The following is a 23,911-nucleotide window of genomic DNA, read 5'->3' as shown; positions in this document are numbered from 1 at the left end:
TCCTCCGTGGAAGGAGCCGCAGATGACCATCCCGTCCCTGGACCCGGCGCCGGGAGCCCTCGCCCGGCGTGAGATCGGCACCCAGCCGGAGTGCTGGCGCGCCGGAGCCGGCCTCGGCTCCTCGGTGGCGGCCCTGGTGCCGCCGGACCGCCGGATCGCCGTCGTCGGCTGTGGTACCTCGTGGTTCGTGGCGTCGGCGTATGCGCGGCTGCGCGAGGGCCGCGGCGCCGGCGAGACCGACGTGTTCCCCGCGTCGCAGCTCCCGGAGACGCGGTCCTACGACCTCGTGGTCGCGATCAGCCGCTCCGGGACCACCACCGAGGTGCTTCGCGTGCTGAGCGCCGCCGGGGCGCCGACGTTGCTCGTCACCGCCGTCGCCGGCAGTCCGGCGGCGCGCCGCGCCGACGCCGTCGTCGACCTGGGATTCGCCGACGAGCGCTCGGTCGTCCAGACCCGGTTCGCCACCACGGCGCTGGCCACCCTGCGGGCCTCGCTCGGCGAGTCGGTGGCGACGGCCGCCCGGGACGCCGAACGCGCCCTCGCCCTCGACGTCGACGACCTCCTGGGGGACGAGCAGTACACCTTCCTCGGCGACGACTGGACCGTCGGGCTGGCCGACGAGGCCGCGCTCAAGCTGCGCGAGGCGGCCCTGACCTGGTCGGAGTCGTATCCCGCGATGGAGTACCGGCACGGGCCGATCTCGATCGCGCAGCAGGGCCGCACGGTGTGGATGTTCGGCGACCCGCCGCCCGGCCTGGCCGCCGAGGTCACGGCGACCGGAGCCCGCTTCGTCCACCACGCCGGCCTCGACCCGATGGCGTCGCTCGTCGTCGCCCAGCGTGTCGCCGTCGCGCGCGGGCTCTCCCGCGGTCTGGATCCGGACCGGCCGCGGCACCTCACCCGCTCCGTGGTGCTCGACGAGCACTGACCGGCGCGCGCCCGGGCGAGGGCGGCCCGGGCTCAGGACGGGTCGGCGGCGAACGCGTAGGCGGCGGCCAGCCGGTCGACGTCCGCTGCGGACAGCCGACCGGCCAGCGCGGCGTGTGCGTCGTCCCAGCCGAGCCACGCGCCGAAGGTCTTCACACCCTCCACCTGCCGCCGCGCCACCGCCGGGATCCCGCCCTCGTCGTCCGGCATGCGGCCCAGCGTCTCACGCCGGTCAGGTCAGCGTGCCGGCCCGCCAGTTCTCGACGAAGTCCGGGTTCGCCTCCAGCCACTGGGCGACGGCGCCCGCGTTGTCCTCGCGGTTGTTCTGCACGACCATGAGGTCCTCGATCTCCAGCAGCTGCTCGTTGGAGAGGTAGAGGTTGCGGATCAGCTGCGCGGCGTTGGGGAACTCCTCGTGGAAGCCCGGCCGGCCGAGGCTGTAGAGCCGCTCCGCCTCACCGAGCGCCCCCTCCGGGTCCTCGAGGTCGCGGATGTCGTAGGCCGCGTAGGCCCAGTGCGGGTGCCACAGCGTGACGGCGATGTTCTCGCCGGCGGCCATCGCGCTGTCCAGCTCGGCGAGCATGGCCGGCGACGACGACGTCGGGAACTCCCAGTCCTCGAGGCCGTAGGTGGGGATGACCTCGTCCTGCGTGGTGGTGGTCAGCCCGGCGCCCGGCTCGATGCCGACCAGCCGGTTGCCGTACGCGTCGGCGTTGTCGGCCAGCTCGTCGAGCGACTGTGCCGGCGAGTCGGCGTTGACGGCGATGGTCAGGAAGCCCTCGTCGAACCAGCAGCCGACGTCCTCGAGGTCGTCGCCGAACTGGTCGACGTAGGAGGCGTGGGTGTTGGGCAGCCACGCGTCCATGAGGACGTCGATGTCGCCCTGGGCGGCGCCGGTGTAGGCGGGGCCGGCCTCCAGCTCCTCGAACTCGACGGTGTAGCCCTGCTCCTCGAGCGCGACCTTGGCCAGCTCGGCGACGACGTAGTTCTCGTCCCAGCCGCTGAACACGCCGATGGTGATGGACGTCTCGTCGTCTCCGGTCCCCGCGGGATCGGGGACCTCGGCGTCGCCCTCGGCCGGGTCGCAGCCGGCGCTGTCGACGTCGCCGATGGTCCGCACGTCGGCGCCGTCGCCGGAGCCGCCGGACCCGCCGTCGGCGGACCCGCCGCCGTTGTCGTCGTCGCCGCAACCGGCGAGGACGAGACCGCTCGCGGCCAGGCCGGCCAGGAGGGTGAGCGTGGACTTGCGCATGATTCTCCTCTGGATTCGACTACCAGGCACTCTGGGTTCGAGGACCTATGCGTGAAGCGATCGTCAGGCGCGCACTCGCGACGCCCTGACGACGGGGGCGCGGTCGGCGAGGGCCGAGACCACGCGGTCCAGATAGATGGCCAGCACGACGACGGCCAGACCGGCCTCCACGCCGCGGGCCACGCTGAGCGACTGCAGGCCGGACACCACGTCCAGGCCCAGACCCGCCGCGCCGACCATGGCCGCGAGGACCACCATCGACAACGACAGCATGATCACCTGGTTGATCCCGGCCATGATGGTGGGCAGCGCGAGCGGCAGCTGGATCTGCCGCAGGATCCGCGCCGGTGACGACCCGAACGCCTGGCCGGCCTCCACCACCTCGGTGTCGACCTGCCGGATGGCCAGCTCGGTGAACCGGACGCCGGGCGGCATCGCGAAGACGACGGTGGAGATCATCCCCGGTACGACGCCGATGCCGAACGCGAACAGCGTCGGGATCAGGTACACCATCGCCGGCATCGTCTGCATGAAGTCGAGCACCGGCCGCAGCACGTTGCTCACCGTCTGCGACCGCGCCGACCAGATGCCCAGCGGCACGGCGATCGCCGTCGCGATGAAGGCGGCCACCAGCACCAGCGACAGCGTCTGCATGGCGCCGTCCCAGCGGTCCATCGCCGCGATCAGGTAGAAGCCCAGCACGGTGACGACGGCGAACCGCCACGACCGCACCAGCCAGCCGATCCCGGCGAACAGCGCGATCATCACCAGGAACGGCGGCGCGCTCAGCACGTCGAAGACCGCGTCGTAGGCGCCTTCGAGCACGGTGTCGACGACGTCGAGGACGGGCTGGAAGGTGTCGGTGAACCAGTCGAACGCGTCGGAGATCCAGGTGCCGACCTCCAGCCGCGGCTCCAGCGGGTCGAAGCCGTCGCTCATCGGGTCACCTCCACCTCGGGCAGCGCCTCGGCCACGCTGGCCATCGCGGTGAGCAGCGTCACCCGCGGGATGACGCCCAGCAGCCGGTCGTCATCGTCCACGACCGCGAGCGGCAGCACCGACTCGGCCGACGGCGCGAACAGCTCGGCCAGCACGGTGTCCGGATGGACGGAGGCGACCTCGGCGTCGACGATCGGCTCGAGCGTGCTGTCGCCGCGGTTGACGGCCGCGACGACGTCGTCGTCGCGGACGACGCCGCGCAGCCTGCGGTCGCGGGAGACGACGAAGGCGGCGCTGAGCTGCTTGTCGCGCATGCCGTGCAGCGCCACGCGCGGCCCGGCCGACGCGTTGACCTCCAGCTGGGCCGGAACCATGACGCTGGACGCCGTCAGCACGCGGGTGCGGTCGACGTCGGCGACGAACTGGGCGACGTAGTCGTTCGCGGGGTCGCGCAGCACCTCCTCCGCCGTCCCGACCTGCACGATGCGGCCGTCGCGCATGACGGCGATGCGATCGCCGAGCCGCATGGCCTCGTTGAGGTCGTGGGTGATGAACACGACCGTCTTGCCGAGGCCGGCCTGCAGCTCCAGCAGCTGGTCCTGCATCTCGCGCCGGATCAGCGGATCCAGCGCGGAGAACGCCTCGTCCATCAGCATGATGTCGCTGCCGGCCGCGAGCGCACGGGCCAGCCCGACCCGCTGCTGCATGCCGCCGGACAGCTGCGCGGGATAGCGGTCCTCCCAGCCGCGCAGCCCGACCAGGTCCAACGCCTCGGCGGCGCGGGCGCGCTGCTCGTCCTTGGACTTGCCCTGGACGTCCAGCGCGTACGCCGCGTTCTCGGCGACGGTGCGGTGCGGCAGCAGCGCGAAGTGCTGGAAGACCATGCTGATCTTCTGCTGCCGCACCCGGCGGAGCTCGGCGGCGTCGACACCGGAGATGTCGACGCCGTCGACGTAGACGTGGCCCGCCGTCGGTTCCAGCAGGCCGTTGAGCATTCTGATCAGCGTGGACTTGCCCGAGCCGGAGAGCCCCATCACGACGAAGATCTCGCCCGGCTGTACCTCGAAGCTCGCGTCGATCACCGCCGGGGTCGCTCCCTGAGCGACGACGTCGGCACGGCTCGCGCCGCCCCTGAGCCGTTGTACGGCGTCGTCGGCCCCTCGGCCGAAGACCTTGAACAGTCCTTCCGCGCGTACCGCGGTCACGCCCTCCCCTTCGTTCGTCTGCCACGCGACGCACCGGGTCCACCGGGCGGGCTTCGGCGCCCATGGATCAAGGCGGCCGGTGAGCCACGCGACGAGCGACGCGAGCGGGGACGAAGCGGCACCGCGGGCATGAGCCCACGCCATCGACCGACAACCCCAACCGCGCCGGGTCTGGTTCGGTCGCCGGTGACGTTAGCCCACGGTCGCGAGTGGGAGCCAACCGAACCAGTCCCGAACGGCGGAATTGTGACGAGGGCAATGCCAAATGGTTATCTGCTGAGACGGGCGACGTCCAACATGTGGACGTGGTGGGGGCGCGCCATGGGCGGATCACCACTGCTCCAGCAGCAGTAATCCGCCCATCACGCGCGTCGGGAGGGAGGGCGCGCGGCCTCAGTCGTAGTCGGCAGCCGTGGTGCGGAAGGAGACGACCGTGCGGTTGGCGACGTCGAAGCCGAAGGAGAGGAACGAGCCGTCGTCGAGCTGCACGCTCGTGGGGTTGGCCTGGTCCTCCCAGCCGGAGTTGTACAGCGGCACCGGCCGGTGCCGCGTCCACGAGCCCGACGGGTCGGCGATCAGCACGCCGTACGTCGGCCGGCCGGGCTGGGCGTAGTTGCCGTACGTCATCAGCACCGAGCCGTCGTCGGTGAGCAGCAGGTGCGCCGACGACGCCGGCAGGCCGGTGGGCTCGGGCGCGGTCCAGGTGCGGCCGTCGTCGTAGGAGCGGACGAGGACCGACTCGCTCTCGATGCCCAGGACGTTGTCGTGCCGCCGGATCTGCATGACCAGCTCACCGCTGGGCAGCCGGACGATGTTCGGCTCGCCGTTGGAGAAGCGCTCGTCGTCCTCGACGACGGTGAGCTCGTTCGCCGCGGGGAAGGTGCGGCCGCCGTCGGTGCTGCGGGCGACCCGCGCGCCGTAGCCGTACAGCGGCTGCAGGATGTCGCCGTTCAGCAGCTCGACGGCGGGGCCGTGCTGCCAGGCGCCGGGCTGCGCGCTCTCGATCTGGGTGACCTCGGGGAACGTCAGCCCGCCGTCGGCCGACCGGTAGACGAACGTGCCGAGGTTGCTCTCGGGGCGGGTCGACCAGTCGGTGCGGAACACCGTCAGCAGCACGGTCCCGTCGCTCAGCACGCTGAGCTTGGGGTCGCGGTTGTCGGCGCCCGGGGTGGCCGCGACGGTGACGGGGTCCGTCCACGTCGCGCCGCCGTCGGTCGAGCGGACCATGCGGACCACGCCGTTGGCGCTGGTGTGCCCGTCGGCGTAGTGGTAGGCCAGCACGATCGTGCCGTCGGCGAGCCGGACCGCGTCGGGGAAGCGCGGCTCGGCCGCACCCGCCGGCTCCTGAGCGACGACCTGCGCCGGGATCGGCGAGTACGCCTGGATGCGCATCTGGGTCGAGCGGGTGACGCCGGTGCGCAGGTCGGTGACGGTGACGGTCACCGGATGCAGGCCGATGTCCTCGCCGTCGATCGGGGCGCTGACCAGCAGGTGTCCCGCCTCACCGTGCACGCGCCCGGTGAACGGCTCGTCCACGCCGTCGACGACGACCTCCGCGCGCACCTGCGCCGCGCGCACGTCCGGCGCGTCGATGGTCGCGACGACGGTGGACGCGGGATGCTTCTGCGCCACGTAGGACGGCAGCACGCCGGTGACGGGCAGCCCTTCGGCCAGCGCCGGGCCCGCGGGGTCGAGGTCGCGGACGGCGACGTCGTCGAGGTAGGCGTCGGAGCCGACCCCGGCCGCGCCGCTCGAGGCCAGTTCGAGGCCGGTGATCGCGCTGCCTCCGGACGCCCGAGTGGTGGTACGGAACGACATTCCGTTCACCGTGAGCACGGCCGCCTCGGTGCTCGCGTCGATGCGGACGCGGCTGGCGTGGTCGCGCGCGGTGAGCATCGGGACGGTCGCCAGGCGCAGGTACTGGCGCCCGTCGTACACCGAGACCTGGGCGGTGGTGCTGCCGCCGTACGGGTACACCGGGTTGATCATGAACCGGTACGTCCCGAGCGCGGGGTTGTCGCCGGCGCCGTGGACGGCGACGAACACCGCCTGGCGGGTCGTGTGCATGGCGAAGTCGAACTCGAAGCGCCTGGCGGCGGCCGCGGGTGCGGGGATCTGCAGGCGGGACTGGAGCGATGCCGTGTAGTCGGCCAGGTGCACCGCGCGGTTGCCGGGCGGGCCGAACGGCGCCTCGGCGACGGTGATGTCGCCCTGTGTGGTGTAGCCGGCCGGCGGCGCGCCGAGCGGCTCGGCGTCGAACGTGCGGACGTCCGGGGCGGCGGCCCGGGCGACCGGCGCGGACGCCGTCGTGCTCACCCCCAGCCCGGCGGTGAGTCCCAGTGCGGCGATGGCGGCGACGACGGCGGTGCGTGGCATGCGTCCACTCCCGTACAAGTCCGGCGTATCGACATGAAACGTCGTGCCACGATAGCGGCGCGGTGCGGCGGCGGCAAGAGTGCGCGGGGAGATTTCGTCCCGATTCGCTGCGCCGCGAGCTTCCGGCTCCCTACGCTGAGCGCAGGATCGTCGCCGACGCGTTGGAGGGGCCATGTCCGAAGCCGTGGTGGTCGAAGTCGTGCCGTATCCGGGACCCGACGTGTTCGGGGCGGGCAAGGAGAACGACTACGTGCTCCTGGTCGGCGCCGCGCTGGTACTGCGCGGCAAGAAGTACCGCGACCTCTACAAGGAGGGGCCCAGCCGCACGTGGTCGAGCGTCGACCAGGCCGCGGTCAAGGCGTTCCAGGAGGACCAGGGCTGGAAGGGTGCCGACGCCGACGGCATCCCCGGCAAGCAGACCTGGCAGCGGCTCGGCCTGGGCTGACCCGGGCTCACTCGGGCGCCGGCGGCGCGACGGTGAGCGTCGCCGGACCGAGCCGCAGCACGCCGTCGTCCAGCGGTGTGCAGCGGATGCCGCCGCGGCCACGCAGGCCGCGGAACGCGCCCGGCGCCAGCGCGACGTCCATCCAGGCGCACGGATGCGCCGGGCGGTTGGCCTGGAACCGGACCGCTCCCGCGCCGGAGTCGAGCGCGAACACCGCGCCCGCGTGTCCGCGGCGCGCCGCGAGGTCGTCGACCGGGAAGCCGCGGAGCACGATGTTGCGCCTGGTCAGTAGCGGGTCGAAGGGGTGGTCCCGCCTGAGCCGCGCGGCGAGGTCGTCCAGCGCGCCCGCGTCGATCACCGTCACGGCGGCGTTGCGATGCGCCGGCCGGCCGAAGTAGCGGTCGCCGACGAGCCCGAGGCCGGCGCGCACCGTCACCTCGGTCCGCGCGGCGGGCTCCGGGTCGGGCCGTGGCCCGTCGAGCGGCCGGCCCTCGTAGGCGTGCACCGCCGAGACGAGCAGGCCCACGATCTCGACCGGCACGACCACCGGCCCGTCCTCGCCGGTGTAGCCGGCGGTCTGGTCGATGCTGCCCGTCATCCGCCCTCCGATCGGCGTGGTCGCTGCCCAGCCTACCGACGCCGCTGACTTGTAAGTAAGTACTTACTTCTGTCATGCTGCGGTCCATGGCACCGGTGCGCAGTACCGCGACCCAGCGGCGGGCCGACGCCGTCGCCGTCGCCATGCGGGTGATCGCCGACGACGGCCTCACGACGGCCGCCATGCAGCGCGTCGCCGACGCGGCCGGGGTGTCGCAGCCATACGTCTTCCGGCTCTTCGGCAGCAAGCGGGGACTGCTGCTGGCCTGCCTCGACGAGGTGGAGGAGCGCGTGCGGACGACGTTCCGCGCCGCCGCGGCGCAGCGGCCCGACGATCCGCGGACGGCCATGGGCGCGGCCTTCCGCGAGCTGCTGTCCCGCGGCGTCACGGGCGGGCTGTGGCTGCAGGCGTCCGCGATCGCCCGTCACGACGACGTCGTGGCGGCGCGGTGCCGCGGGGTCATATCCGTCCTGCTCGGCGAGACGGAGCGGCTGACCGGCGCCGACGCCGACGACCTCGCCCGGTTCCTGGCCGACGGCGCGCTGGTCGTGCTGCTGCAGGCGATCGGCGTCGACCTGAGCGGCGGCAGCCGGGCCGCCGTCGGCACCCTCGTCCCCGGAAGGACGGCCCCATGAATCGGCTGCTGTTCCCCGTCGTCGCGCTGCAGGGACTGTGGGTGCGCTCGACGTTCACGCTGGCAGGCCCGGTCGAGGGGCCGCTCACCGGCACCGTCGGCGACCATGGCGGCGCCCGCCCGGCGCTGCGGGTGGCCGTCCTCGGCGAGTCGACGGCCGCCGGGTCGGGCGTCGACTCGCACGACGACGGGTTCGCCGGCGGCCTGGCCGCCGCGCTCGCCGTCCGGACCGGCCGCCCGGTCGACTGGGAGGTGGCCGCGCAGTTCGGTGCGACAGCGCGCCGCATCCGGCACCGCCTGCTGCCGCGGCTGACCGGCGACTACGACGTCGCCGTACTGCTGGCCGGCGCGAACGACGTGCTCACCCGGCGTCCGGCCGCCGACTGGGCCGCCGACCTCGCCGTGATCGTCGACGGGCTGCGCGAGCGGGCGGAGCGGGTCGTCGTCGCCGGGATCCCGCCGTTCGGCCTGTTCCCGGCCCTGCCCCGGACGCTTCGGCGCTATCTCGGCGAGCGGGCAGCCGCCCTCGACGCGGTGGCCCGCGAGGTCTGCGCGGCGCGGTCGCGGGTGACGTGGACGACTGTCGGCACCGACGCGCCGCCGTCGCTGGACTTCTTCTCCGCGGACCGCTTCCACCCGTCCGCGACCGGCTACCGGCTGTGGTCGTCGGCCGTCGCCGAGGCCATCCCGCCGGCATGACCGCTCTTCCGTTCATCGACGAGCACCGGCTGCTGGTGCCGGCGCCGCCGGCGGAGGTCTGGCGGGCGCTGGCGGGGCACGTGAGCAAGATGACGGCCGCCGTCCCTCTCGCCTGGGTGCTCGGGACGCGGCCGCGCCGCGCCTCCGGCGCGCCGCTCGAGCCGGGTGCGACGGTCCCGGGATTCGCGGTCGCGGCGGTGGAGCCGGAGCGGCTCGTGCGGCTCGTCGGCCGGCACCGGTTCTCCCGCTACGCGCTGACCTTCACGCTGGCCGCGGCGCCGGACGGGACGGTGCTGAGCGCGCGCACCGAGGCGGCCTTCCCCGGGCCGCACGGACGGGCATACCGGCTGCTCGTCATCGGCTCCGGCGCCCACCGCCGCATCGTCGGCCGCATGCTCCGCGACGTCCGCCGCCGCGCCGACACCCGCTGACGACCGTGCCTACGGGGCCGATGATCGGCGCCGAAACATCCGGGTCACACGATCGGCATACGGTCGTGGCGGAACGAGAGGGGCACCATGAAGATCGCCGTCGACGACCTGGCCGGGCCGGAGATCGCCGCGTTCCTGGACGAGCACGTCCAGGAGATGCGGTCCATCACGCCGCCGGAGAGCAAGCACGCCCTCGACCTCGACGGGTTGCGCCGGCCCGAGGTGACGTTCTGGGCCGTCCGCGACGACGACGGCCGCATCGTCGGGTGCGGGGCGATCAAGCGGCTGGACGAGCGGCACGCCGAGGTGAAGTCGATGCGGACGGCGAGCGCGCGCAAGCGCAGCGGGATCGCGTCGCTGGTGCTCGGCCACATCGTCGACGAGGCGCGCCGCATGGGCTATCGGCGGCTGAGCCTCGAGACCGGCTCGGACGCGTTCTTCCTGCCGGCCCGGCGGCTCTACGAGAAGTTCGGGTTCGAGTACTGCGAGCCGTTCGCCGACTACGTGCCCGACCCGCTCAGCGTCTTCATGACCCGCACCCTGTAGTACCCGGCCGCGCCTCCTCGGCGGCGGCTAGGTCCGGTCGAAGACCAGGTCGAAGTCCTTGCGCCAGGTCGATCCGCGATCCTCGGACGCCTCCCATCGGCCGGCGATGCGGTCCGGCCCGACGTCGGCGACGAAGCGCTGGAACATGTCGGTGTCTTCGCGGCTCAGCGTCCACCGCGAGCCGTCGAACGTCATGGCGTAGACCCGGCTGACGCCGCGTTCGTCATGGTAGAGCGCCGTGTAGGCGTCGTGGGCATCGCTGCGGCCGAGAACCAGCACCATCTCGCTCGTGGCCTTGCCGACCTCGCCCGACATCGTCCAGCGGAAGACCACGAAGGCGTCGTCGAGCCACTCGACCGTTGCCGACCCCGGCACCTCCTGGTCGGCCGGCTCCAGGAACCACGCGTTCCGCATGGTCGTCCGCCACGATCCGACCAGGACGTCCAACCGCTCCATGGCCACGCTGCGCATCGCTTCCTCCTCGACCTCGGCACCGGCGTTCGACGGCAGGAGCCATTCTCGACGCGCGCGGTGAGATCGCGCGACGGCGCGGGCCGCGCGGCCGGCGCGAGATCGAGCGGCCGGCGCCGTCAGCCCGCCGCCAGGTACGCCGTCCGCAGCGCGCGCCGGGCCCGGTGGGCGAGGCTGGCCACCGCGCTCGGCGTCATCGACATCGGCGCGGCCAGCTCGGCCGGCGAGTAGCGCTCGACCTCGACCAGCCACAGGATGGTCCGCCACCGCGGCGGCAGTGTCGCCAGCGCGTCCGAGGCGCCCTTGGGCTCGGCGTCGTAAGGGTCGTCGCCGGTGCGCAGCGCCGCCGGGTCGTCGTGTCCGGCCAGTGCGGTGCGGGTGCGGCAGTGCTGGAAGGCCAGCCGCTTCGTCGTCGTGAAGACGTAGCCGGCGAACTGCTCGCGCGGGCCGCCGCCTGATCTCATCGACCGGAGCACGAGGTAGAACGCCTCCTGCACGAGATCGTCGGCGGCGTCGGCGTCACGGACGATGCGGTAGGCGATGCGCCTGGCACGCGGCGCCACCTCGCGGTACAGCGCCTCGAAGGCGCGGTCGTCCCCCTGTAGGGCCAGTGTCAAGTCGTCGGAATACCCGGTCATGTCACCCCCTGCCACCGACACCTTCGGGGTAGGGGGTGACATGGCACATCGGGGTAAACCACAGCGCCACGCGTACGGGGAGTACGGGAATCGGGCGAACCCGGCATGTGGCGCAGGTCACACCGGCGGTCGCGTGCTGATCCCGTGGTCAGCGGACTCGTATCCGTCGAGGGAGTTCAGCCTCGTCCGGGCCCGCCGACGTGGTGGGACATCGACGAAGGTCCCGGAGGAGACGCCCTCGGGGGGAGAAGGGGAGGTCGCGCCATGGCGCCTCGACGGGGGAGGTTCCGGTTGCGCCGGCGGCGGTTCGCCGACGTCGTGACTCCGACGTTCGCGCGCGAGCTGCGCGGGACGCTGCTGCTGGTCCAGTGGACGGCATCGGCCGTGATCGTGCTGGCGCTGGTGGGCGCGGTTCTCGTGGCGGGGCTGCGGACCGGCCCCTGACGGCCGGGCCCCGGCGGGTGCTCAGTCGCCGGCCGGGCGGTCCGCCTCGAGGACGGCCACGAGCGCGCGCATCGTGGCCAGCGCGTGCGTGAGGTCGTCGAGGCTGACCTGCGACCCGACGTGCTCGGCCCACGGATGCTGCACCAACGAGATGCGGCGGATCGCCCAGTATCCGGCCTCGGTGCAGGCCAGCAGCTTGGCCCGCCGGTGGGCGGGGTTGTCGCGGTACTCCGCCAGCCCCTGCTCGACCAGCAGGTCGGCGACCCGGCGCACACCCTGCCGGGACATCCCCATGAGCCGGCCGATGTCGGCATGGGTGCGTGGCTGGTCGAGGACGCCGCCCAGCACCTGCCACCAGGCGGCGGTGATGCCGCCCGCCGCGGCCATGTCCTGCGCGGCCTCCATGAGCCGGGCGTTGAGCCGGAACGTCGTCAGCGCGACCTCGGTGAGCGCCCGGCCGGCCGGAGTCTCCGGCGGCGGCTCCGGCCAGTCCTCACGCGGCGGCACGAGGACGTCGGGCGCGGGCTCCGCTGCGGTCATCGGATCAGTGTGCCCCGACCAGCGCCGGATAGGCACTTGCGTCGGCGCCGTGGAACACGTCCTCGTACGCCTGCAGCGTCCGCTCCGGCGCCAGCCCGAGCCGGCTCAGCGTGGCGCGGGCGAACTGCACCGGCGAGTCCGGCCCGGCCGTGATCAGGTCGCCGCCGACGACGGCGCGCGCGTCGACGTAGCGGTCCTTCCCGTGGTAGCCGTCGAAGGACGTCAGGTACTCGACGGCCGCGCTGGTGTGGTCGCGATCGTCCAGCAGGCCGGCCCGCGCGAGGCCGGCCGTCGCGCCGCAGATCGCCGCGACCGGAACCCCCGCGTCGAGGAAGCGCCGCGCGGCGTCCGCCCATGCCCGGCCGCCGCCCTCGTCCCACATGGCCGCGCCGGCCAGCACCAGGAGGCCGCTCGCACCCGGCTCGAGGTCGGCGAGCACCATGTCCGGGAGGACGCGCAGCCCGCCCATGGTGGTGATCGGCTCGGCCGACTCGGCGACGGTCACGACGTTCCACGGCGTGCCGGTGAACCGGCCGGTGCGCAGCTCGACGAGCAGGTGCCCGATCTCCCAGTCGGCGAGCGTGTCGTACAGAGCGATGTGTGCGGTGGAAGTGGTCATGGACAACATGTTGTCATATTGGGAACATGTTGTCAATAGGCCTCATCGAGACGCTCTCCTCAGCGGACGACGACCGTGACCCGCTGCGCGTGGTTGTTGGCCATGCCCTGCCGATTCCAGGCCTGGTCGACGGGCTGTTCGTGGCCGGCGGCGTCGCGGGCGCGGGCCCGCAGCTCGTACCGTCCGGGCTGGGTCGCCGTCCACGCGAACCGCCACGACCGCCATGCGTACGGGCCCGGCTGCGGGCCGAGCTCGGCCGGCCGCCAGCTGGCGCCGTCGTCGGTGCTGACGTCGACGGACTCCACCGGCGCCCAGCCCGACCACGCCCGCCCGGTCAGCTCGACCACTCCGCTGTCCACCACGCGGACGCGGCTCTGGAAGTCGGGCACGCCCGGCGGCTGGATGAGCGCCTTCGGCAGGATGCGGGTGACCGGCTCGCCGGGCTCGTCGGCCGCCTGCTTGAGCCGGTACGCCGTCACGTTCTGGAATCCGTCGAACTCCGACTCGAGCACGGCGACGTCGACCAGCCACTTCACGTGCGCCATGCCGTACCAGCCGGGGACGATCAGCCGCACCGGCGCCCCATGCTGCGGCGGCAGCGGCGCACCGTTCATCTCGTAGGCCAGCAGGACGTCGTCGCGCAGGGCCTCGACGAGCGGCAGCCCGCGCCGGTAGGTCTGCTCGACGCCGCGCTCGAAGCCGTGGTCGGCGCCGGTGAACGCGACGTCGACGGCGCCGGCGGCCACGCCCGCCTCGGCGAGCAGGCCGGCCAGCGGGGTGCCGGTCCACTCCGCGGTGCCGACCGCCTCGTCCAGCCACGGCTGGCTGACCGGCCGCGGACTCAGCAGGGCCCGGCCGTTGCCGGCGCACTCCAACGTGACGCGATGGGCGGCCCGCGGCCGGGCGCGCAGGTCGTCCAAGCTCAGCGAGAGCGGCCGCGCCACCGCACCGGACACCGACAGCCGCCAGGTGCCGGGGTCCAGCGCCGGGATGTCGTAGTGCGTCAGCAGGTAGTGCAGGCCGGCCGGCGTGACGTCGTAGCGCAACGCCTCGAGCGGCAGGCCGTGGTTGCGCGCGGCGAGCCGGAGCTCGTCGACCGAGATGGCCTCACCCGGATCGGCGACGCGCGCCGGTGCGCTCACCGAGTCGTCGACCGTGTCCATGGGCTCAGTCCTACCCCTGCGGCGCGGGCCTGGCAATGGGCCGCCGACGTCACACGTGGCGTCACACGCCGGGGTGGGAGACCTGTGGTGTTCGTCGACACCCATGGGGGGAGAAGCATGTCCGAGTTCACACTCGACCAGTTACGCGAGCAGGTCCGCGGCCCGGTGATCGCCGCCGGCGACGAGGGCTACGACCAGGCCCGGCGCGTGTACAACGCGATGATCGACCGGCGGCCGCGCGTCGTGGTGCGGGTCGCCAACGCCGGCGACGCCGCGACCGCCGTCCGGTACGCCCGGGCGAACGACCTGGAGGTCGCCGTCCGCGGCGGCTCGCACAGCGTGCCCGGCTTCGGCACGGTCGACGACGGCGTCGTCATCGACCTCGGTGCCATGCGCGGGGTGCGGGTCGATCCGGGAGCCCGGACGGCGCGCGCGGAGGGCGGCGCGACCTGGGGCGACTTCAACGCCGCCACCTACCCGTACGGTCTGGCCACGACCGGCGGCATCATCTCGACGACGGGGGTCGGCGGGCTGACGCTGGGCGGCGGCATCGGCTACCTGGCCCGCGGCCTCGGGCTGTCCTGCGACAACCTGGTCTCCGCCGACGTCGTCACCGCCGACGGGCGCATCCTGGTGGCCAGCGAGCACGAGAACGCGGACCTGTTCTGGGCGCTGCGCGGGGGCGGCGGCAACTTCGGCGTCGTCACGTCGCTGGAGTTCCGGCTACATCCCGTGAAGGACATCTACGGCGGGCCGATGTTCTTCTCCCTCGACGACGCCGGCGACGTGCTGCGCTTCTACCGCGAGTTCATCCAGAGCGCGCCGGAGCAGTTCGGCGGCTTCCCGGCCTACCAGATCGCGCCGCCGCTGCCGTTCATCCCCGAGGACCGCCACGGCGAGCCGTTCCTGGCGTTCGTGGCCTGCTGGGCCGGGCCGCTGGCGGAGGGCGAGCGGGTGCTCAAGCCGCTGCACGACGTCGCGCCGATCGTCGCCGAGCACGTCGGCCCGATGCCGTACCCCGCGCTCAACAGCGCGTTCGACGGCCTCGTGCCGCCGGGCCTGCAGCACTACTGGAAGGCGAACTTCGTGCGGGAGCTGACCGACGACGCCGTCGCGGCGCACCTGGAGCACGGGCCGAAGGTGCCGGTCGTCAACTCGACCATGCACATCTACCCGATCAACGGCGCGGTCCACCGGGTCGCGCCGGACGCGACGGCGTTCGGCCACCGCGACGCGACGTTCGCGACGGTGATCGCGGGGATGTGGCCGGACCCGGCGCAGAACGACGCCAACATCCAGTGGGTGCGCGACTACTCCGCCGCGACGGCGCCGTACTCGGAGGAGGGCGGCTACGTCAACTTCATGGCCGCCGACGACCAGGACCGGGTGGCCGCCAACTACGGCGTCAACTACGAGCGACTGCGGGCGGTGAAGCGCGCCTACGACCCGGACAACGTGTTCCACCTGAACCAGAACATCGCGCCATAGGGACGCGGTGCGGCCCGGCGTGCCACCGCCGGCGGGGCCAGCGGCGGACTCGCCGGCGGTCAGAGCGCGAGGTCGGCGAGGACGGCGAAGTGGTCGGACGGGTACAGGCCCTCGACCGGCTCGTCCAGCACGGCGGCGCTCTTCACCGCCGGCGCGTGCCCGCCGGTCGACGCGCGGAACATGATGTAGTCGATGCGGCGGTTCAGCTGCTTCGCCGCGCCCAGCGGGGCGTCCGGCAGCGCGGCGCTCAGCGTGATGCCGTCGCCGGCCGCTCCGCTGGCCGTCCAGGCGTCCGTGAGCGCGTCGCCGTCGGTGAGCGCCGCGATCTCCGGGGTGTCCGGGCCGGCGTTGAGGTCGCCGACCAGCAGCACGGGCAGCGTGCCGCCGAGGTTGCTCAGGTCGGTGACCAGCCGGGCCAGCTCGCGCGTCTGCGCGAGGTGGTCGTCGGCGAGGTGGGCGTGGTGCTCGGCACACGAGCAGACGACGTGCAGCGGGCCGTCGGGGTGCTCGACGACGGCGACCAGGGCGATCGGCGGCTGCACCCGGCTGGACGGCAGACGGTGCGTCCACGAGTGCCGGATGGGCCAGCGGCTGAGGATCGCCACACCGAGGTCGACGTCGTCGTGGCCGGGTTCCTCGATCGGGTGGGGCAGGGACGGGCCCGCGAACACCGAATGCATGCCCAGTGGTGCCGCCAGCACCGCGGCCTGGGACGCCTCACGGACCGACCACGACTCCTGCAGCCCGACGATGTCCGGCCGGTGCGCGGCCAGGGTCGCGGCGATGCCGATCTGCCGTTCCCGCCACTGCTCGCCGAACCGCCACCACACGTTCCACGTCATGACGCGCATGGCGGGTTCGTACCCCGCCGCCGCTCAGTCAGTCAGCGCGCGCACCGACGGCGGGACGGGGATGCCGGGGCGCAGGTCCGGCGCGGGGACCGGATCGCCGTAGCCGCGGCGCAGCGGCACGATGCCCGCCCACGCGGGCCCCTCGACGTCCTCGGGGAGGTCGTCCGGCGGACGCCGCGACACCTTGAGCGACCACTCGGCGATGGGCAGCGCGAGGATCAGCGTCGCCGCCAGCTCGCGCTTCGTCGGCCGGCGCAGCTCGGCGGAGCGGCCGGGCAGGATGCGGTCGACCAGGACGTCGAGGGCCCGCTCCTTCTCCTCGCCGTCGAGGGCGGTGAACCGGCCGAACAGCACCGCGCTGCGGTAGTGGAACGACGACTCGAACGACGCCCGCGCCACCACGACCGCGTCGAGCTCGGTGACGGTGACCGACGCGGGCGCGCCGGCACTCAGCGTCCGCAGCCAGGACGAGCCGGTCGACCCGTGCACCAGCAGCCGGTCACCGTCGCGGGCCACGGCGGTCGGGAACGCGACCGGATGCCCGTCGACCACCACCGCGACGTGCCCCAGCAGGACGTCGTCGAGCAGGGCGTGCAGCGCCGGGAGGTCGGTGACGGCCTTGTCGGCCATGCGGGTCAGGCGGGTGGGCGCCGGCGTCTCGTTCGTCACCATCGTCGCATTGTGCCCTGTCCGCGGCCGGTCGGGCTCAGGTCGTCGCCGCGGCCACGGCGAAGGAGATCCAGACGTCCGGCGGCAGCTCGGGCCGGCCGGGCACGGCCCGCCGCTCCTCGGTCCACCGCTGCCCGGCCAGCGCCGTCGCGACCCGCCGCCAGAACCGCACGGCGCCGGTGTTGGCGTCCTGGAACGCGACCTCCCACGGGCCCGGGTGCCGCTCGACGACGTCCCGGACGGCGGCCAGCCCGACGCCGCGGCGGCGCAGCCCGCGGACGACGAAGAAGCTGCTCAGCACGCGGGTGGGTGCGGCCAGACCGCGGACGATCGCGAAGCCGGCGGGGTGCTCGTCGCTGGTGACGACGTAGGCCAGCCGGTCGGGATCGGTGAACGCGGCGGCCAGCCGATCGCTGCGGAACGTGCCGTCGGGGTTGGGCAGCCCGCCCTGGAACTCGGACAGGTCGTGCCGGAACATCAGCCAGAGCCGCTCGAGGACGGCGCGGTCGGCGGCGCCTGCGGGACGGACGACGGGCATGGACATGCTTCTCCCTCGGAAACGGTGGGGTGGGGACGGCGAAAGGGCCCAGAAATGCCGAAAGCCTCCCGGGTCGGTGGAGCCGAGCCGGAAGGCGTGCCGTACACGCTCATCATAGCGGTCCGGGCGGGTGCGGCGGTAGACCCCCCGGTCGACGACCGGGCCCCCGCCGCTCCGCTCGCCTCGTTGGCACCTCACCCGCGTGAAGGCCGTTCCGGGAGCCGGAGCGCCCGGCATTCGGTCCTCGAGCGAGTGAAGTGTCCACGCGACGGGTGACGACGGCGCATCGGTGAGCCGGCGGCTGTGCCGAGCGCGCGGCTCAGGTGCTCATTGCAAAGCGCGCCGCACACCAGCCCGATCTGCAGCGATCCGGGACGATCCGCGGGCCCGGCCGAGATGTCCGGCCGCGCGGCGAGCGAGGCCTGGAACACCCTGACCGGCCGACCGGCCGCGATGCGTCAGCCGGCGGTGATGGCGTCCTCGATCGGGCGGCCGTAGTCGACGGCGTCGAGGACGGCCTGCGGCGCGTGGTCCAGGATCTGCGCGTCCGGCCGGGCGCCGAGTGCGTCGTTGACCGTCGAGAACGCCACCCGCAGACCGCAGAACACCGTGATCGCGAAGATCTCGCCGTCGGACCAGCCGGCGTCGCGCAGGTCCTGCACGTCGCTGCCGGCGGTGCCGTTCGGGTCGCGGACCACCTTGCGTGCCCACGCCGCCATCGCCCGCTCCTCGGCGGTCAGCCCGTCGTCGCGGCCGGTGAGGACCGCGGCCGCCGTCTCCGGGTCGGCCTCGCCGGCCAGCCGGGACCCCCACACCAGCGAGCAGACCGAGTCGCCGAGTGCCGACGCGGCGGCGCCGACCAGGATGCCGCGTTGCCGGAACGTCATCCCGTTGCTCTCCCACACGTGGGTGATCAGGTCGAACAGCTTCTCGTGCGCCGCGGGGTCGTACGCCCACAGCCGCGAGACGTTCATGACGTAGCCGTCCTCGGCGAGGTCCTGCTCGTAGAGGCGTCGCGCCGCGGGCGAGTCCGGTGCGTCGCTGAGAAAGTGCGGACTGGTCATCGTGCCACCTTCGGTCGGTCGGGAGCGTCGATCAGGGCGAGCAGGGCGGGGTTGTCGACGTCGGCGGCGAGCACCCGCGCGGTCGCCAGCGCGCCGCCGTCGCCGAGCCGGTGACGGTGCACCTGCGCTCGCACCACCAGTTCGCGCATGTCGCCGCGGGCGGCCAGTGCGCCGAGCGTCGCGACCAGCGGCCGGACCCGGTTCTCGTCGCCCCGGTCCAGGGCCGTGCCGATGGTGGTGTCGAGGATGTGGCCCTGCATCCAGTGGTAGCGATCGGTGACCCGGTTGCAGCGGACGGTCGCCTCGCCCAGCCAGTCGGCGGCCGCACGGTGGTCCCCGCGTCCGGCGCTGAGCAGGCCGAGCCCGCGGGCGGCCATGGCCTCCCAGCACGGGTCGCCGACCTGGCAGCCCAGCACCCAGGACTGCTCGAACCCGTCGGCGGCGGCGGCGAGATCGCCGTTGCGCAGGTCGACCTCCGCGCGCAGCGCTTTGGGCCACGGCAGGAACGCCATCCACCGCTGCTGGTGGACGATCCGCAGGGACAGGTCCGCGGCCGCCGCGGCCTGGTGCCGCTCGTCGCGCAGCAGGTGCGCCCGGGCCAGGATGGACAGCGACCACGCCTCCTGCCGGTCGTCCTCGGCGGCGCGGGCGCGCTCGATCGACTCGCCGAGGTGGATGAACGCGGCCGGATAGTCGCCCTCGTCGGAGGCGTTCTGCCCTCGCACGCCGAGGATCGCGGCCAGCTCGGCGTCGGTCTCGGCCAGCTCCTGGGCACGGGCCAGCCAGGTCCGCGCGGCCGACCGGCGGCCGGCCTGCACCTCGACGTAGCCCAGCTCGCGGTGCACGGTCACGGCCGTGGCGCGGTCGCCGGCGGCGGTCGCGAACCGCAGCGCCTCGTGGAGGACCAGCGCGCCCTCCTCGTCGCGGCCGCGGACGGCGTGCACCAGTGCCCCGCCGAGCGCCGTCAGCGTCCGCGCCTGCAGCTGCGGGTCGCGGCAGCGGGCCGCCTCGGCGACGGCCCGGCGCAGGCACTGGATGCCGGGATCGATCGCCCCGGCGACGATCGCCGCGCGGCCCGCGTCGAGCTGGCTCAATGCCGCCGCCCGGCCGCTCATGGCCGATGTCCGAGGCGAGTCCGACGCGGCCGACGCGGCCTCCCTCAGTGCCGCCGATGCCTCGACGCCCAGCTCGCGCATCAGTACGTCGCGGGCGGCCGCGACCTGCCGCTGCGCCGCCGTCCGGTCCCCGGCCATCGCGAGCGTGCGGACCAGCAGCTCGTGGTTGCCCTCCTCGAGCGGGTTCAACTCGACGACCCGGGCCGCGTACGGGACGGCGTCGCCGGCGCGGCCGCCGGCCAGCAGCGTCACCGCGGCCTGCCGCAGCCGGGTCTCGATCAGCGCCGACACGCGATGACGCTCGACCGCCAGCCACGACTCCACCTCGGGGCAGGACGCCACGTAGACGCCCTCGAGCAGCTCGCCGCGGGCCTCCAACAGTGGGGCGGGATCGGCGAGCTCGTCCATGAGCGCCCGCGCGTCGACGGCGTCGTCGGGCAGGCCGCCACGCGAGACCGGGTCGCCGGTCAGGACGTCGGACCGGCCGAGCGTGCGGCGCAGTTCGGCCAGCGTCCAGCGCAGCGCGCCGAGCGGATCCTCGGCGTCGGCGAAGAACAGCTCGGCCAGCCGCTGCCGGCTCGGCGGACGGTCGGCGAGCAGCACGTACGCCAAAAGCACCCACGCCTTCCGGCCCCGGGGCGCACGGACCGGCCGGCCGTCGCGTTCGATGACCGGTGGCCCCAGCAGCCGGATCGTCCCCATGCGATACCCCCCGCTGGGTCGATTGTGACCGCGAATGGCGGGTCGCGGAATGGTTGGCGGCCCGCCATGTCGCGGCCGGGCTCCGCTCAGGCCGGCGGCGCGACGCTGGACGGGCTGTTGTGTGCTCACGCTCCCGTTCCCCCCTGGTCCGGTGGTGATGCTCCGTCGCATGACGATCCGGCACCGCCGTGTGAAGGCGCGTGTGACGCGCGACGACGCTGGTCAGCGTACGTATCGTTCCCGCTGCGGGAAGCGCGGCACATGGTCCCAGGACGTGCCGTTGCGCCGGACGGCGTTCTTGATCAGCTCGCGCCGGCGGATGCTGTCGGCGGCCTGGGCCGCCAGCGCGTCCGGGTCGAACCGGCGGGTGAGGATCGCATGAAGGTCGGAGAGGAGGCCGGCGGCGCCCGGCCCACCGGCGAGGTCGCGCCGCTCGGCGGGGTCGGCCGCGAGGTCGAACAGCTGCGCTCCGTGGCCGTGGATGTAGACGTACTTGTGGTCACCGCGCCGCACCATGAACGACGGCGCGTGCACCTTCTCGGAGTGGTACTCCGACATGACCACCCGGCCGGCGCTGTCGCCGTCGACGAGCGGCAGCAGGCTCCGCGCGTCCATGCCGGCGAGGCCGTCCCGGGGCACGCCGGCGAGCTCGCAGACGGTGGGCGCGATGTCCATCATGGAGACCGGCGTCGCGACCCGCGTGCCGGCGCCTCGGCCGTCGGGGAACGCCACGAGCAGCGGCACCCGCGCCGACCACTCGTAGAAGCAGCGCTTCTGCACCATGCCGCGCTCGCCCAGCATGTCGCCGTGGTCGCTGGTGACGATGACGACGGTGTCGTCGAGCCGGCCCGTCTCCTCCAGCGCGTCGAGGAGCTGACCGACCTTCCGGTCGACGTAGGTGACCAGGCCGTAGTAGGCCCGGCGCAGCGCCCGCATGGCGGCGGGATCGGCGAGGTCGACGCCGGCGGTGTCGTGGGCGTCGGCCAGCCACTGGTCCAGCGCGGAGCGAGGAACCCCGGCCCACGGCTGCGGGAGGTCGATCGGCTCGTCCGCGTAGAGGTCCCAGAGCTCCTGGGTGACGTGGAACGGGTCGTGCGGGTGGTGGAACGAGGCCAGCAGGAAGAACGGCTCGGCGTCGGGCCGGCGCGCCCGCTCGCGGACGAACTCGCACGCGCGGAACGCCGTCTCCTCGTCGTAGGTCAGGAACTTGGTCCACGGGCGCACGCCGACCTCGGGCGGCACGTACGCATGGGCGTGGCCGCCCCGTGGAAACCGCCCCTGGGCGTCGACCGTCGGCACCCAGTCCATGCTCGCCGGGAAGATGTCCGTGGTGAGCCGGTGCCGGAAGCCGTGCAGCTGGTCGGGGCCGACGAAGTGCATCTTCCCCGTCAGCGCGGTCTCGTAGCCGGCGTTGGTCAGGTGATGGGCAATGGTCGGCTGGTCCGACGGGAACGGCGCGGCGTTGTCGAAGCAGCCGACGGACGAGGCGTAGCGCCCGGTCATGAGCGCGGCACGGGCCGGGGCGCACAGCGGGTTGGGCGTGTAGGCGGCGTCGAACCGGACGCCGCGGGCGGCCAGCCGGTCCAGGTGCGGTGTGCGGACGACCGGATGGCCGTAGGCGCCGATCAGGAACGGCACCAGCTGGTCGGCCATGATCAGGACGATGTTCGGCTGCGCCGGCGTGGCCATCGACGTCTCTACCTCCGGGTGCGGCTGGGCGGCTGGCGTGCGTGGGATCGATCCCAGAGCCGCATCCTGTCATGCGCGGCGATTGCCGCGTACCGTGCGCTTGGGGCATCCTTCACGGACGCCCGCCGGCGTTCTTCCGACGGCGCTCGGCGAAAGGGGACCGCGCGATGGCAGACACGCTGCTCGGCGAACGGGTCGTGCTGCTCGATCCCGCCGGCGAGGCCGTGGGGACCGCTCTGAAGAGCGAGGTCCACCACGCGGCGACGCCGCTGCACCTGGCGTTCTCGTGCTACGTGTTCGACGCTGCCGGCTCGCTGCTGGTCACCAGGCGCGCCGCCGGCAAGGCGACCTGGCCGGACGTGTGGACGAACTCCTTCTGCGGCCACCCCGGCCCGGACGAGGACATGGCCGCGGCGCTGGCGCGGCGGGCGGCCGACGAGCTGACCATCCGCCTGAGCGGGGTGCGTCCCGTCCTGCCCCGGTTCCGCTACCGCGCGGTGATGCCCAACGGCGTCGTCGAGAACGAGGTCTGCCCGGTGTTCGCCGCCGTGACGGCCGACCGGCCCGAGCCGCACCCGTCCGAGGTGGACGCCGTCGAGTGGGTCGCCTGGCCGACGTTCCGCGACGACGTCCTGGCCGGACGGCGCGAGGTGTCGCCGTGGTGCGCCTGGCAGGTCGCCGAACTGGCGGCACTGCCCGACGACCCGCTCGCCTGGCCGCCCGGCGACTGGCGCGCGCTGCCGCCCGCCGCCCTCGGCTCGGCCGCCTGAGCCGACGGGGTCACGGCAGGGTGGCGCCCAGGGGGCGGCCGGCGTCGAAGCCGGGCAGGATCAGGAACGTCGCGCTGCCGGTCGGTGTGACGTACTCGCCCAGGTCGTCGACCTCGTCGAGGCGGAATTGGGTCTGCACGAACGTGCGCAGGTCGCGCTGGAAGCAGACGAACAGCAGGCCGGCGTCGGACTCGCCGTCGTCGAAGGCGTAGCCGCGGCGCAGCATCAGGGCGCTGCCGGTGACGGACGGGTGCGCGGCCCGCACGTGCGACCGCGCCGGTGTGACGTACTGGCCGTCCGGCGTCTTGGCCAGCAGGTCGACCTCGCCGGTGGGGCCGCCGCCGGACAGCGGTGAGCCGTCATTGCGGTGCCGGCCGACGACCGCCTCCTGACGCTCGACCGGCTCGGAGCTGAACCGGGCGACGTCGAGGCGCAGGCGGCGTACGACGCAGATGCTGCCGCCGGCGAACGGGCCATCGGCGATCCACACGTGCTCGTCCTGCTCCGCGGCGGTCCGCGGCACGATGACGCCGTCGTGGAAGCCGAGCGGGTTACGCGCGATGGTGCCGGTGCCGGGCGCCCGGAAGCCGCGCTGCGACCAGCGCACGACGGCGTCCGGCGCGGCCCGCTCGGCCAGCCACGACGCGGCGCGGTGCACGTCGTTCGGGTCGCTCGCGTAGACGGCGATGAGCAGGTCGCCGCCGGTTCGCTCGGGCGGGACAGCGGCGTCCTTGGCGAAGGCCGGCAGCGGCTCTGCGCCGGGGAGCCCGGCCCCGAACGCCGCGACCACGCGCGGGCCGAGCCCGACCGTCGCCGTGAGGTCGCCCGGCCCGTCCAGCAGCCCCGCCTCGGCCGCCCGCTCGCCGGTGAGGTCGAGGATCGCGGTGCCCAGCCGGGCGCACAGGGCGCGGACGGCGTCGCGGAACGGCGCCGTGGGGGACGGCGTCGCGACCAGGTCGAGGACGAGCAGCAGGCCGTGCGGCTGCGGGGTGTCCGGCCGCGCGATGCCGGCCTGGTGGGTGCCGGTGGGATCGACGGAGTCGGGGCGGCCGCCGGGCGCCGGGGTGGCGGCGTCCGCGCCGGGCGAGGTGGTCGCCC

The 23,911-nt window shown here is 73.7% G+C and carries 27 protein-coding genes; 9 read left to right on the top strand and 18 right to left on the bottom strand.

From position 1 onward, the window contains the following. Positions 1-22 precede the first annotated feature (22 nt). On the top strand, positions 23-928 hold the full coding sequence (locus tag DY240_RS31055; RefSeq protein ID WP_119663509.1) for an SIS domain-containing protein: 906 nt from the start codon (positions 23-25) through the stop codon (positions 926-928). Positions 929-960: 32 nt separating this feature from the next. Here the strand turns inward: DY240_RS31055 and DY240_RS32665 are convergent, their stop codons facing one another. The 5 genes from DY240_RS32665 to DY240_RS31035 form a co-directional block, all read right to left on the bottom strand. Beyond that, on the bottom strand, positions 961-1,137 hold the full coding sequence (locus tag DY240_RS32665; RefSeq protein WP_158603070.1) for a hypothetical protein: 177 nt from the start codon (positions 1,135-1,137) through the stop codon (positions 961-963). A gap of 22 nt (positions 1,138-1,159) precedes the next feature. After that, positions 1,160-2,179, bottom strand: coding sequence for a glycine betaine ABC transporter substrate-binding protein (locus DY240_RS31050; protein ID WP_119663508.1), 1,020 nt, complete (start codon positions 2,177-2,179; stop codon positions 1,160-1,162). 63 nt (positions 2,180-2,242) lie between these two features. After that, positions 2,243-3,118: an ABC transporter permease gene (locus tag DY240_RS31045; RefSeq protein WP_119663507.1), complete on the bottom strand. Its 876-nt coding sequence runs from the start codon at positions 3,116-3,118 to the stop codon at positions 2,243-2,245. After that, on the bottom strand, positions 3,115-4,323 hold the full coding sequence (locus DY240_RS31040) for a quaternary amine ABC transporter ATP-binding protein (protein ID WP_119663506.1): 1,209 nt from the start codon (positions 4,321-4,323) through the stop codon (positions 3,115-3,117). Before DY240_RS31040 ends, DY240_RS31045 begins: the two co-directional genes overlap by 4 nt. Positions 4,324-4,716: 393 nt before the next feature. Next, entirely contained in the window at positions 4,717-6,699 is a 1,983-nt protein-coding gene (locus DY240_RS31035) for a sialidase family protein (protein ID WP_119663505.1), read from the bottom strand. A 172-nt stretch (positions 6,700-6,871) separates the two neighbouring features. Here DY240_RS31035 and DY240_RS31030 point away from each other — a divergent pair, with 172 nt between their 5' ends. After that, positions 6,872-7,144, top strand: a complete 273-nt coding sequence (locus tag DY240_RS31030; RefSeq protein WP_119663504.1) for a peptidoglycan-binding protein — start codon at positions 6,872-6,874, stop codon at positions 7,142-7,144. Between the two features lie 7 nt (positions 7,145-7,151). Here the strand turns inward: DY240_RS31030 and DY240_RS31025 are convergent, their stop codons facing one another. Further along, positions 7,152-7,742: an MOSC domain-containing protein gene (locus DY240_RS31025; RefSeq protein WP_199702808.1), complete on the bottom strand. Its 591-nt coding sequence runs from the start codon at positions 7,740-7,742 to the stop codon at positions 7,152-7,154. Between the two features lie 86 nt (positions 7,743-7,828). On the opposite strand from DY240_RS31025, the gene DY240_RS31020 reads away from it, so the two are divergent. From DY240_RS31020 to DY240_RS31005, 4 genes are all read left to right on the top strand, one after another. Further along, a complete protein-coding gene (locus DY240_RS31020; protein WP_119663549.1) occupies positions 7,829-8,377 on the top strand; it encodes a TetR/AcrR family transcriptional regulator in 549 nt (182 codons plus the stop codon). Then, positions 8,374-9,075 carry an SGNH/GDSL hydrolase family protein gene (locus DY240_RS31015; RefSeq protein ID WP_119663503.1) on the top strand — a complete coding sequence of 234 codons (702 nt, stop codon included), beginning with the start codon at positions 8,374-8,376 and terminating at the stop codon, positions 9,073-9,075. The genes DY240_RS31020 and DY240_RS31015 overlap by 4 nt, the downstream gene beginning before the upstream one ends. Further along, positions 9,072-9,506 (top strand): SRPBCC family protein, encoded by a 435-nt coding sequence (locus DY240_RS31010; RefSeq protein WP_119663548.1) that lies wholly within the window; start codon positions 9,072-9,074, stop codon positions 9,504-9,506. The genes DY240_RS31015 and DY240_RS31010 overlap by 4 nt, the downstream gene beginning before the upstream one ends. Positions 9,507-9,593: 87 nt before the next feature. Next, positions 9,594-10,052, top strand: coding sequence for a GNAT family N-acetyltransferase (locus tag DY240_RS31005; protein ID WP_119663502.1), 459 nt, complete (start codon positions 9,594-9,596; stop codon positions 10,050-10,052). A gap of 27 nt (positions 10,053-10,079) precedes the next feature. Here DY240_RS31005 and DY240_RS31000 read toward each other — a convergent pair whose 3' ends face one another. Together DY240_RS31000 and DY240_RS30995 are read right to left on the bottom strand one after the other, a co-directional pair. Then, entirely contained in the window at positions 10,080-10,523 is a 444-nt protein-coding gene (locus DY240_RS31000; RefSeq protein WP_119663501.1) for a hypothetical protein, read from the bottom strand. Between the two features lie 119 nt (positions 10,524-10,642). Further along, positions 10,643-11,161, bottom strand: coding sequence for an RNA polymerase sigma factor (locus DY240_RS30995; RefSeq protein WP_158603069.1), 519 nt, complete (start codon positions 11,159-11,161; stop codon positions 10,643-10,645). Between the two features lie 264 nt (positions 11,162-11,425). Between DY240_RS30995 and DY240_RS31525 the strand changes: the two genes are divergently transcribed. Further along, positions 11,426-11,605 (top strand): hypothetical protein, encoded by a 180-nt coding sequence (locus DY240_RS31525; RefSeq protein WP_147375596.1) that lies wholly within the window; start codon positions 11,426-11,428, stop codon positions 11,603-11,605. A 21-nt stretch (positions 11,606-11,626) separates the two neighbouring features. Here the strand turns inward: DY240_RS31525 and DY240_RS30990 are convergent, their stop codons facing one another. The 3 genes from DY240_RS30990 to DY240_RS30980 are packed head-to-tail and all read right to left on the bottom strand — an operon-like array spanning position 11,627 to position 13,927. Next, the gene (locus DY240_RS30990) at positions 11,627-12,145 is read right to left on the bottom strand and encodes a MarR family winged helix-turn-helix transcriptional regulator (protein ID WP_119663499.1); all 519 of its coding nucleotides are present in this window, start codon (positions 12,143-12,145) and stop codon (positions 11,627-11,629) included. A 4-nt stretch (positions 12,146-12,149) separates the two neighbouring features. Next, positions 12,150-12,764, bottom strand: coding sequence for a DJ-1/PfpI family protein (locus tag DY240_RS30985; RefSeq protein WP_119663498.1), 615 nt, complete (start codon positions 12,762-12,764; stop codon positions 12,150-12,152). A 59-nt stretch (positions 12,765-12,823) separates the two neighbouring features. Next, positions 12,824-13,927: a sulfite oxidase gene (locus DY240_RS30980; RefSeq protein ID WP_119663497.1), complete on the bottom strand. Its 1,104-nt coding sequence runs from the start codon at positions 13,925-13,927 to the stop codon at positions 12,824-12,826. 117 nt (positions 13,928-14,044) lie between these two features. Here DY240_RS30980 and DY240_RS30975 point away from each other — a divergent pair, with 117 nt between their 5' ends. Then, positions 14,045-15,415, top strand: a complete 1,371-nt coding sequence (locus DY240_RS30975) for an FAD-binding oxidoreductase (RefSeq protein ID WP_119663496.1) — start codon at positions 14,045-14,047, stop codon at positions 15,413-15,415. 59 nt (positions 15,416-15,474) lie between these two features. Here DY240_RS30975 and DY240_RS30970 read toward each other — a convergent pair whose 3' ends face one another. The 6 genes from DY240_RS30970 to betC form a co-directional block, all read right to left on the bottom strand. Beyond that, complete coding sequence (locus DY240_RS30970) at positions 15,475-16,266, bottom strand: endonuclease/exonuclease/phosphatase family protein (protein ID WP_119663495.1); 792 nt, start codon at positions 16,264-16,266, stop codon at positions 15,475-15,477. Positions 16,267-16,290: 24 nt separating this feature from the next. After that, positions 16,291-16,938 carry a pyridoxamine 5'-phosphate oxidase family protein gene (locus DY240_RS30965; protein WP_199702806.1) on the bottom strand — a complete coding sequence of 216 codons (648 nt, stop codon included), beginning with the start codon at positions 16,936-16,938 and terminating at the stop codon, positions 16,291-16,293. Between the two features lie 34 nt (positions 16,939-16,972). Then, positions 16,973-17,479 carry a GNAT family N-acetyltransferase gene (locus DY240_RS30960; protein ID WP_199702804.1) on the bottom strand — a complete coding sequence of 169 codons (507 nt, stop codon included), beginning with the start codon at positions 17,477-17,479 and terminating at the stop codon, positions 16,973-16,975. Between the two features lie 452 nt (positions 17,480-17,931). After that, positions 17,932-18,537, bottom strand: coding sequence for a carboxymuconolactone decarboxylase family protein (locus tag DY240_RS30955; RefSeq protein ID WP_119663494.1), 606 nt, complete (start codon positions 18,535-18,537; stop codon positions 17,932-17,934). Then, the gene (locus tag DY240_RS30950; protein WP_158603068.1) at positions 18,534-20,354 is read right to left on the bottom strand and encodes an AfsR/SARP family transcriptional regulator; all 1,821 of its coding nucleotides are present in this window, start codon (positions 20,352-20,354) and stop codon (positions 18,534-18,536) included. Before DY240_RS30950 ends, DY240_RS30955 begins: the two co-directional genes overlap by 4 nt. Positions 20,355-20,576: 222 nt before the next feature. Continuing rightward, on the bottom strand, positions 20,577-22,043 hold the full coding sequence (gene betC, locus DY240_RS30945) for a choline-sulfatase (RefSeq protein ID WP_119663492.1): 1,467 nt from the start codon (positions 22,041-22,043) through the stop codon (positions 20,577-20,579). A gap of 167 nt (positions 22,044-22,210) precedes the next feature. Between betC and idi the strand changes: the two genes are divergently transcribed. Further along, positions 22,211-22,813, top strand: a complete 603-nt coding sequence (idi, locus tag DY240_RS30940; protein WP_119663491.1) for an isopentenyl-diphosphate Delta-isomerase — start codon at positions 22,211-22,213, stop codon at positions 22,811-22,813. Between the two features lie 10 nt (positions 22,814-22,823). Here idi and DY240_RS30935 read toward each other — a convergent pair. Beyond that, a partial coding sequence (locus tag DY240_RS30935; RefSeq protein ID WP_119663490.1) for a Dyp-type peroxidase occupies positions 22,824-23,911 on the bottom strand: 1,088 nt, incomplete at its 5' end.

Source organism: Jiangella rhizosphaerae (genome assembly GCF_003579925.1).
Lineage (GTDB): Bacteria > Actinomycetota > Actinomycetes > Jiangellales > Jiangellaceae > Jiangella > Jiangella rhizosphaerae.
This window is presented reverse-complemented; position numbering and strand designations above follow the sequence as displayed.

Excerpts from the sequence above, each read along its gene's own strand:
- DY240_RS30975 (WP_119663496.1), top strand. The coding sequence starts at position 14,045 with ATGTCCGAGTTCACACTCGACCAGTTACGCGAGCAGGTCCGCGGCCCG.
- idi (WP_119663491.1), top strand. The coding sequence starts at position 22,211 with ATGGCAGACACGCTGCTCGGCGAACGGGTCGTGCTGCTCGATCCCGCC.
- DY240_RS31035 (WP_119663505.1), bottom strand. The coding sequence starts at position 6,699 with ATGCCACGCACCGCCGTCGTCGCCGCCATCGCCGCACTGGGACTCACC.
- DY240_RS31025 (WP_199702808.1), bottom strand. The coding sequence starts at position 7,742 with ATGACGGGCAGCATCGACCAGACCGCCGGCTACACCGGCGAGGACGGG.
- DY240_RS30980 (WP_119663497.1), bottom strand. The coding sequence starts at position 13,927 with ATGGACACGGTCGACGACTCGGTGAGCGCACCGGCGCGCGTCGCCGAT.
- DY240_RS30965 (WP_199702806.1), bottom strand. The coding sequence starts at position 16,938 with ATGGTGACGAACGAGACGCCGGCGCCCACCCGCCTGACCCGCATGGCC.
- DY240_RS30960 (WP_199702804.1), bottom strand. The coding sequence starts at position 17,479 with ATGTCCATGCCCGTCGTCCGTCCCGCAGGCGCCGCCGACCGCGCCGTC.
- DY240_RS31000 (WP_119663501.1), bottom strand. The coding sequence starts at position 10,523 with ATGCGCAGCGTGGCCATGGAGCGGTTGGACGTCCTGGTCGGATCGTGG.
- DY240_RS31030 (WP_119663504.1), top strand. The coding sequence starts at position 6,872 with ATGTCCGAAGCCGTGGTGGTCGAAGTCGTGCCGTATCCGGGACCCGAC.
- DY240_RS31055 (WP_119663509.1), top strand. The coding sequence starts at position 23 with ATGACCATCCCGTCCCTGGACCCGGCGCCGGGAGCCCTCGCCCGGCGT.
- DY240_RS31045 (WP_119663507.1), bottom strand. The coding sequence starts at position 3,118 with ATGAGCGACGGCTTCGACCCGCTGGAGCCGCGGCTGGAGGTCGGCACC.
- DY240_RS31015 (WP_119663503.1), top strand. The coding sequence starts at position 8,374 with ATGAATCGGCTGCTGTTCCCCGTCGTCGCGCTGCAGGGACTGTGGGTG.
- DY240_RS31525 (WP_147375596.1), top strand. The coding sequence starts at position 11,426 with ATGGCGCCTCGACGGGGGAGGTTCCGGTTGCGCCGGCGGCGGTTCGCC.
- betC (WP_119663492.1), bottom strand. The coding sequence starts at position 22,043 with ATGGCCACGCCGGCGCAGCCGAACATCGTCCTGATCATGGCCGACCAG.
- DY240_RS30970 (WP_119663495.1), bottom strand. The coding sequence starts at position 16,266 with ATGCGCGTCATGACGTGGAACGTGTGGTGGCGGTTCGGCGAGCAGTGG.
- DY240_RS30985 (WP_119663498.1), bottom strand. The coding sequence starts at position 12,764 with ATGACCACTTCCACCGCACACATCGCTCTGTACGACACGCTCGCCGAC.
- DY240_RS30995 (WP_158603069.1), bottom strand. The coding sequence starts at position 11,161 with ATGACCGGGTATTCCGACGACTTGACACTGGCCCTACAGGGGGACGAC.
- DY240_RS30955 (WP_119663494.1), bottom strand. The coding sequence starts at position 18,537 with ATGACCAGTCCGCACTTTCTCAGCGACGCACCGGACTCGCCCGCGGCG.
- DY240_RS31020 (WP_119663549.1), top strand. The coding sequence starts at position 7,829 with ATGGCACCGGTGCGCAGTACCGCGACCCAGCGGCGGGCCGACGCCGTC.
- DY240_RS31050 (WP_119663508.1), bottom strand. The coding sequence starts at position 2,179 with ATGCGCAAGTCCACGCTCACCCTCCTGGCCGGCCTGGCCGCGAGCGGT.
- DY240_RS32665 (WP_158603070.1), bottom strand. The coding sequence starts at position 1,137 with ATGCCGGACGACGAGGGCGGGATCCCGGCGGTGGCGCGGCGGCAGGTG.
- DY240_RS30950 (WP_158603068.1), bottom strand. The coding sequence starts at position 20,354 with ATGGGGACGATCCGGCTGCTGGGGCCACCGGTCATCGAACGCGACGGC.
- DY240_RS31010 (WP_119663548.1), top strand. The coding sequence starts at position 9,072 with ATGACCGCTCTTCCGTTCATCGACGAGCACCGGCTGCTGGTGCCGGCG.
- DY240_RS31005 (WP_119663502.1), top strand. The coding sequence starts at position 9,594 with ATGAAGATCGCCGTCGACGACCTGGCCGGGCCGGAGATCGCCGCGTTC.
- DY240_RS30990 (WP_119663499.1), bottom strand. The coding sequence starts at position 12,145 with ATGACCGCAGCGGAGCCCGCGCCCGACGTCCTCGTGCCGCCGCGTGAG.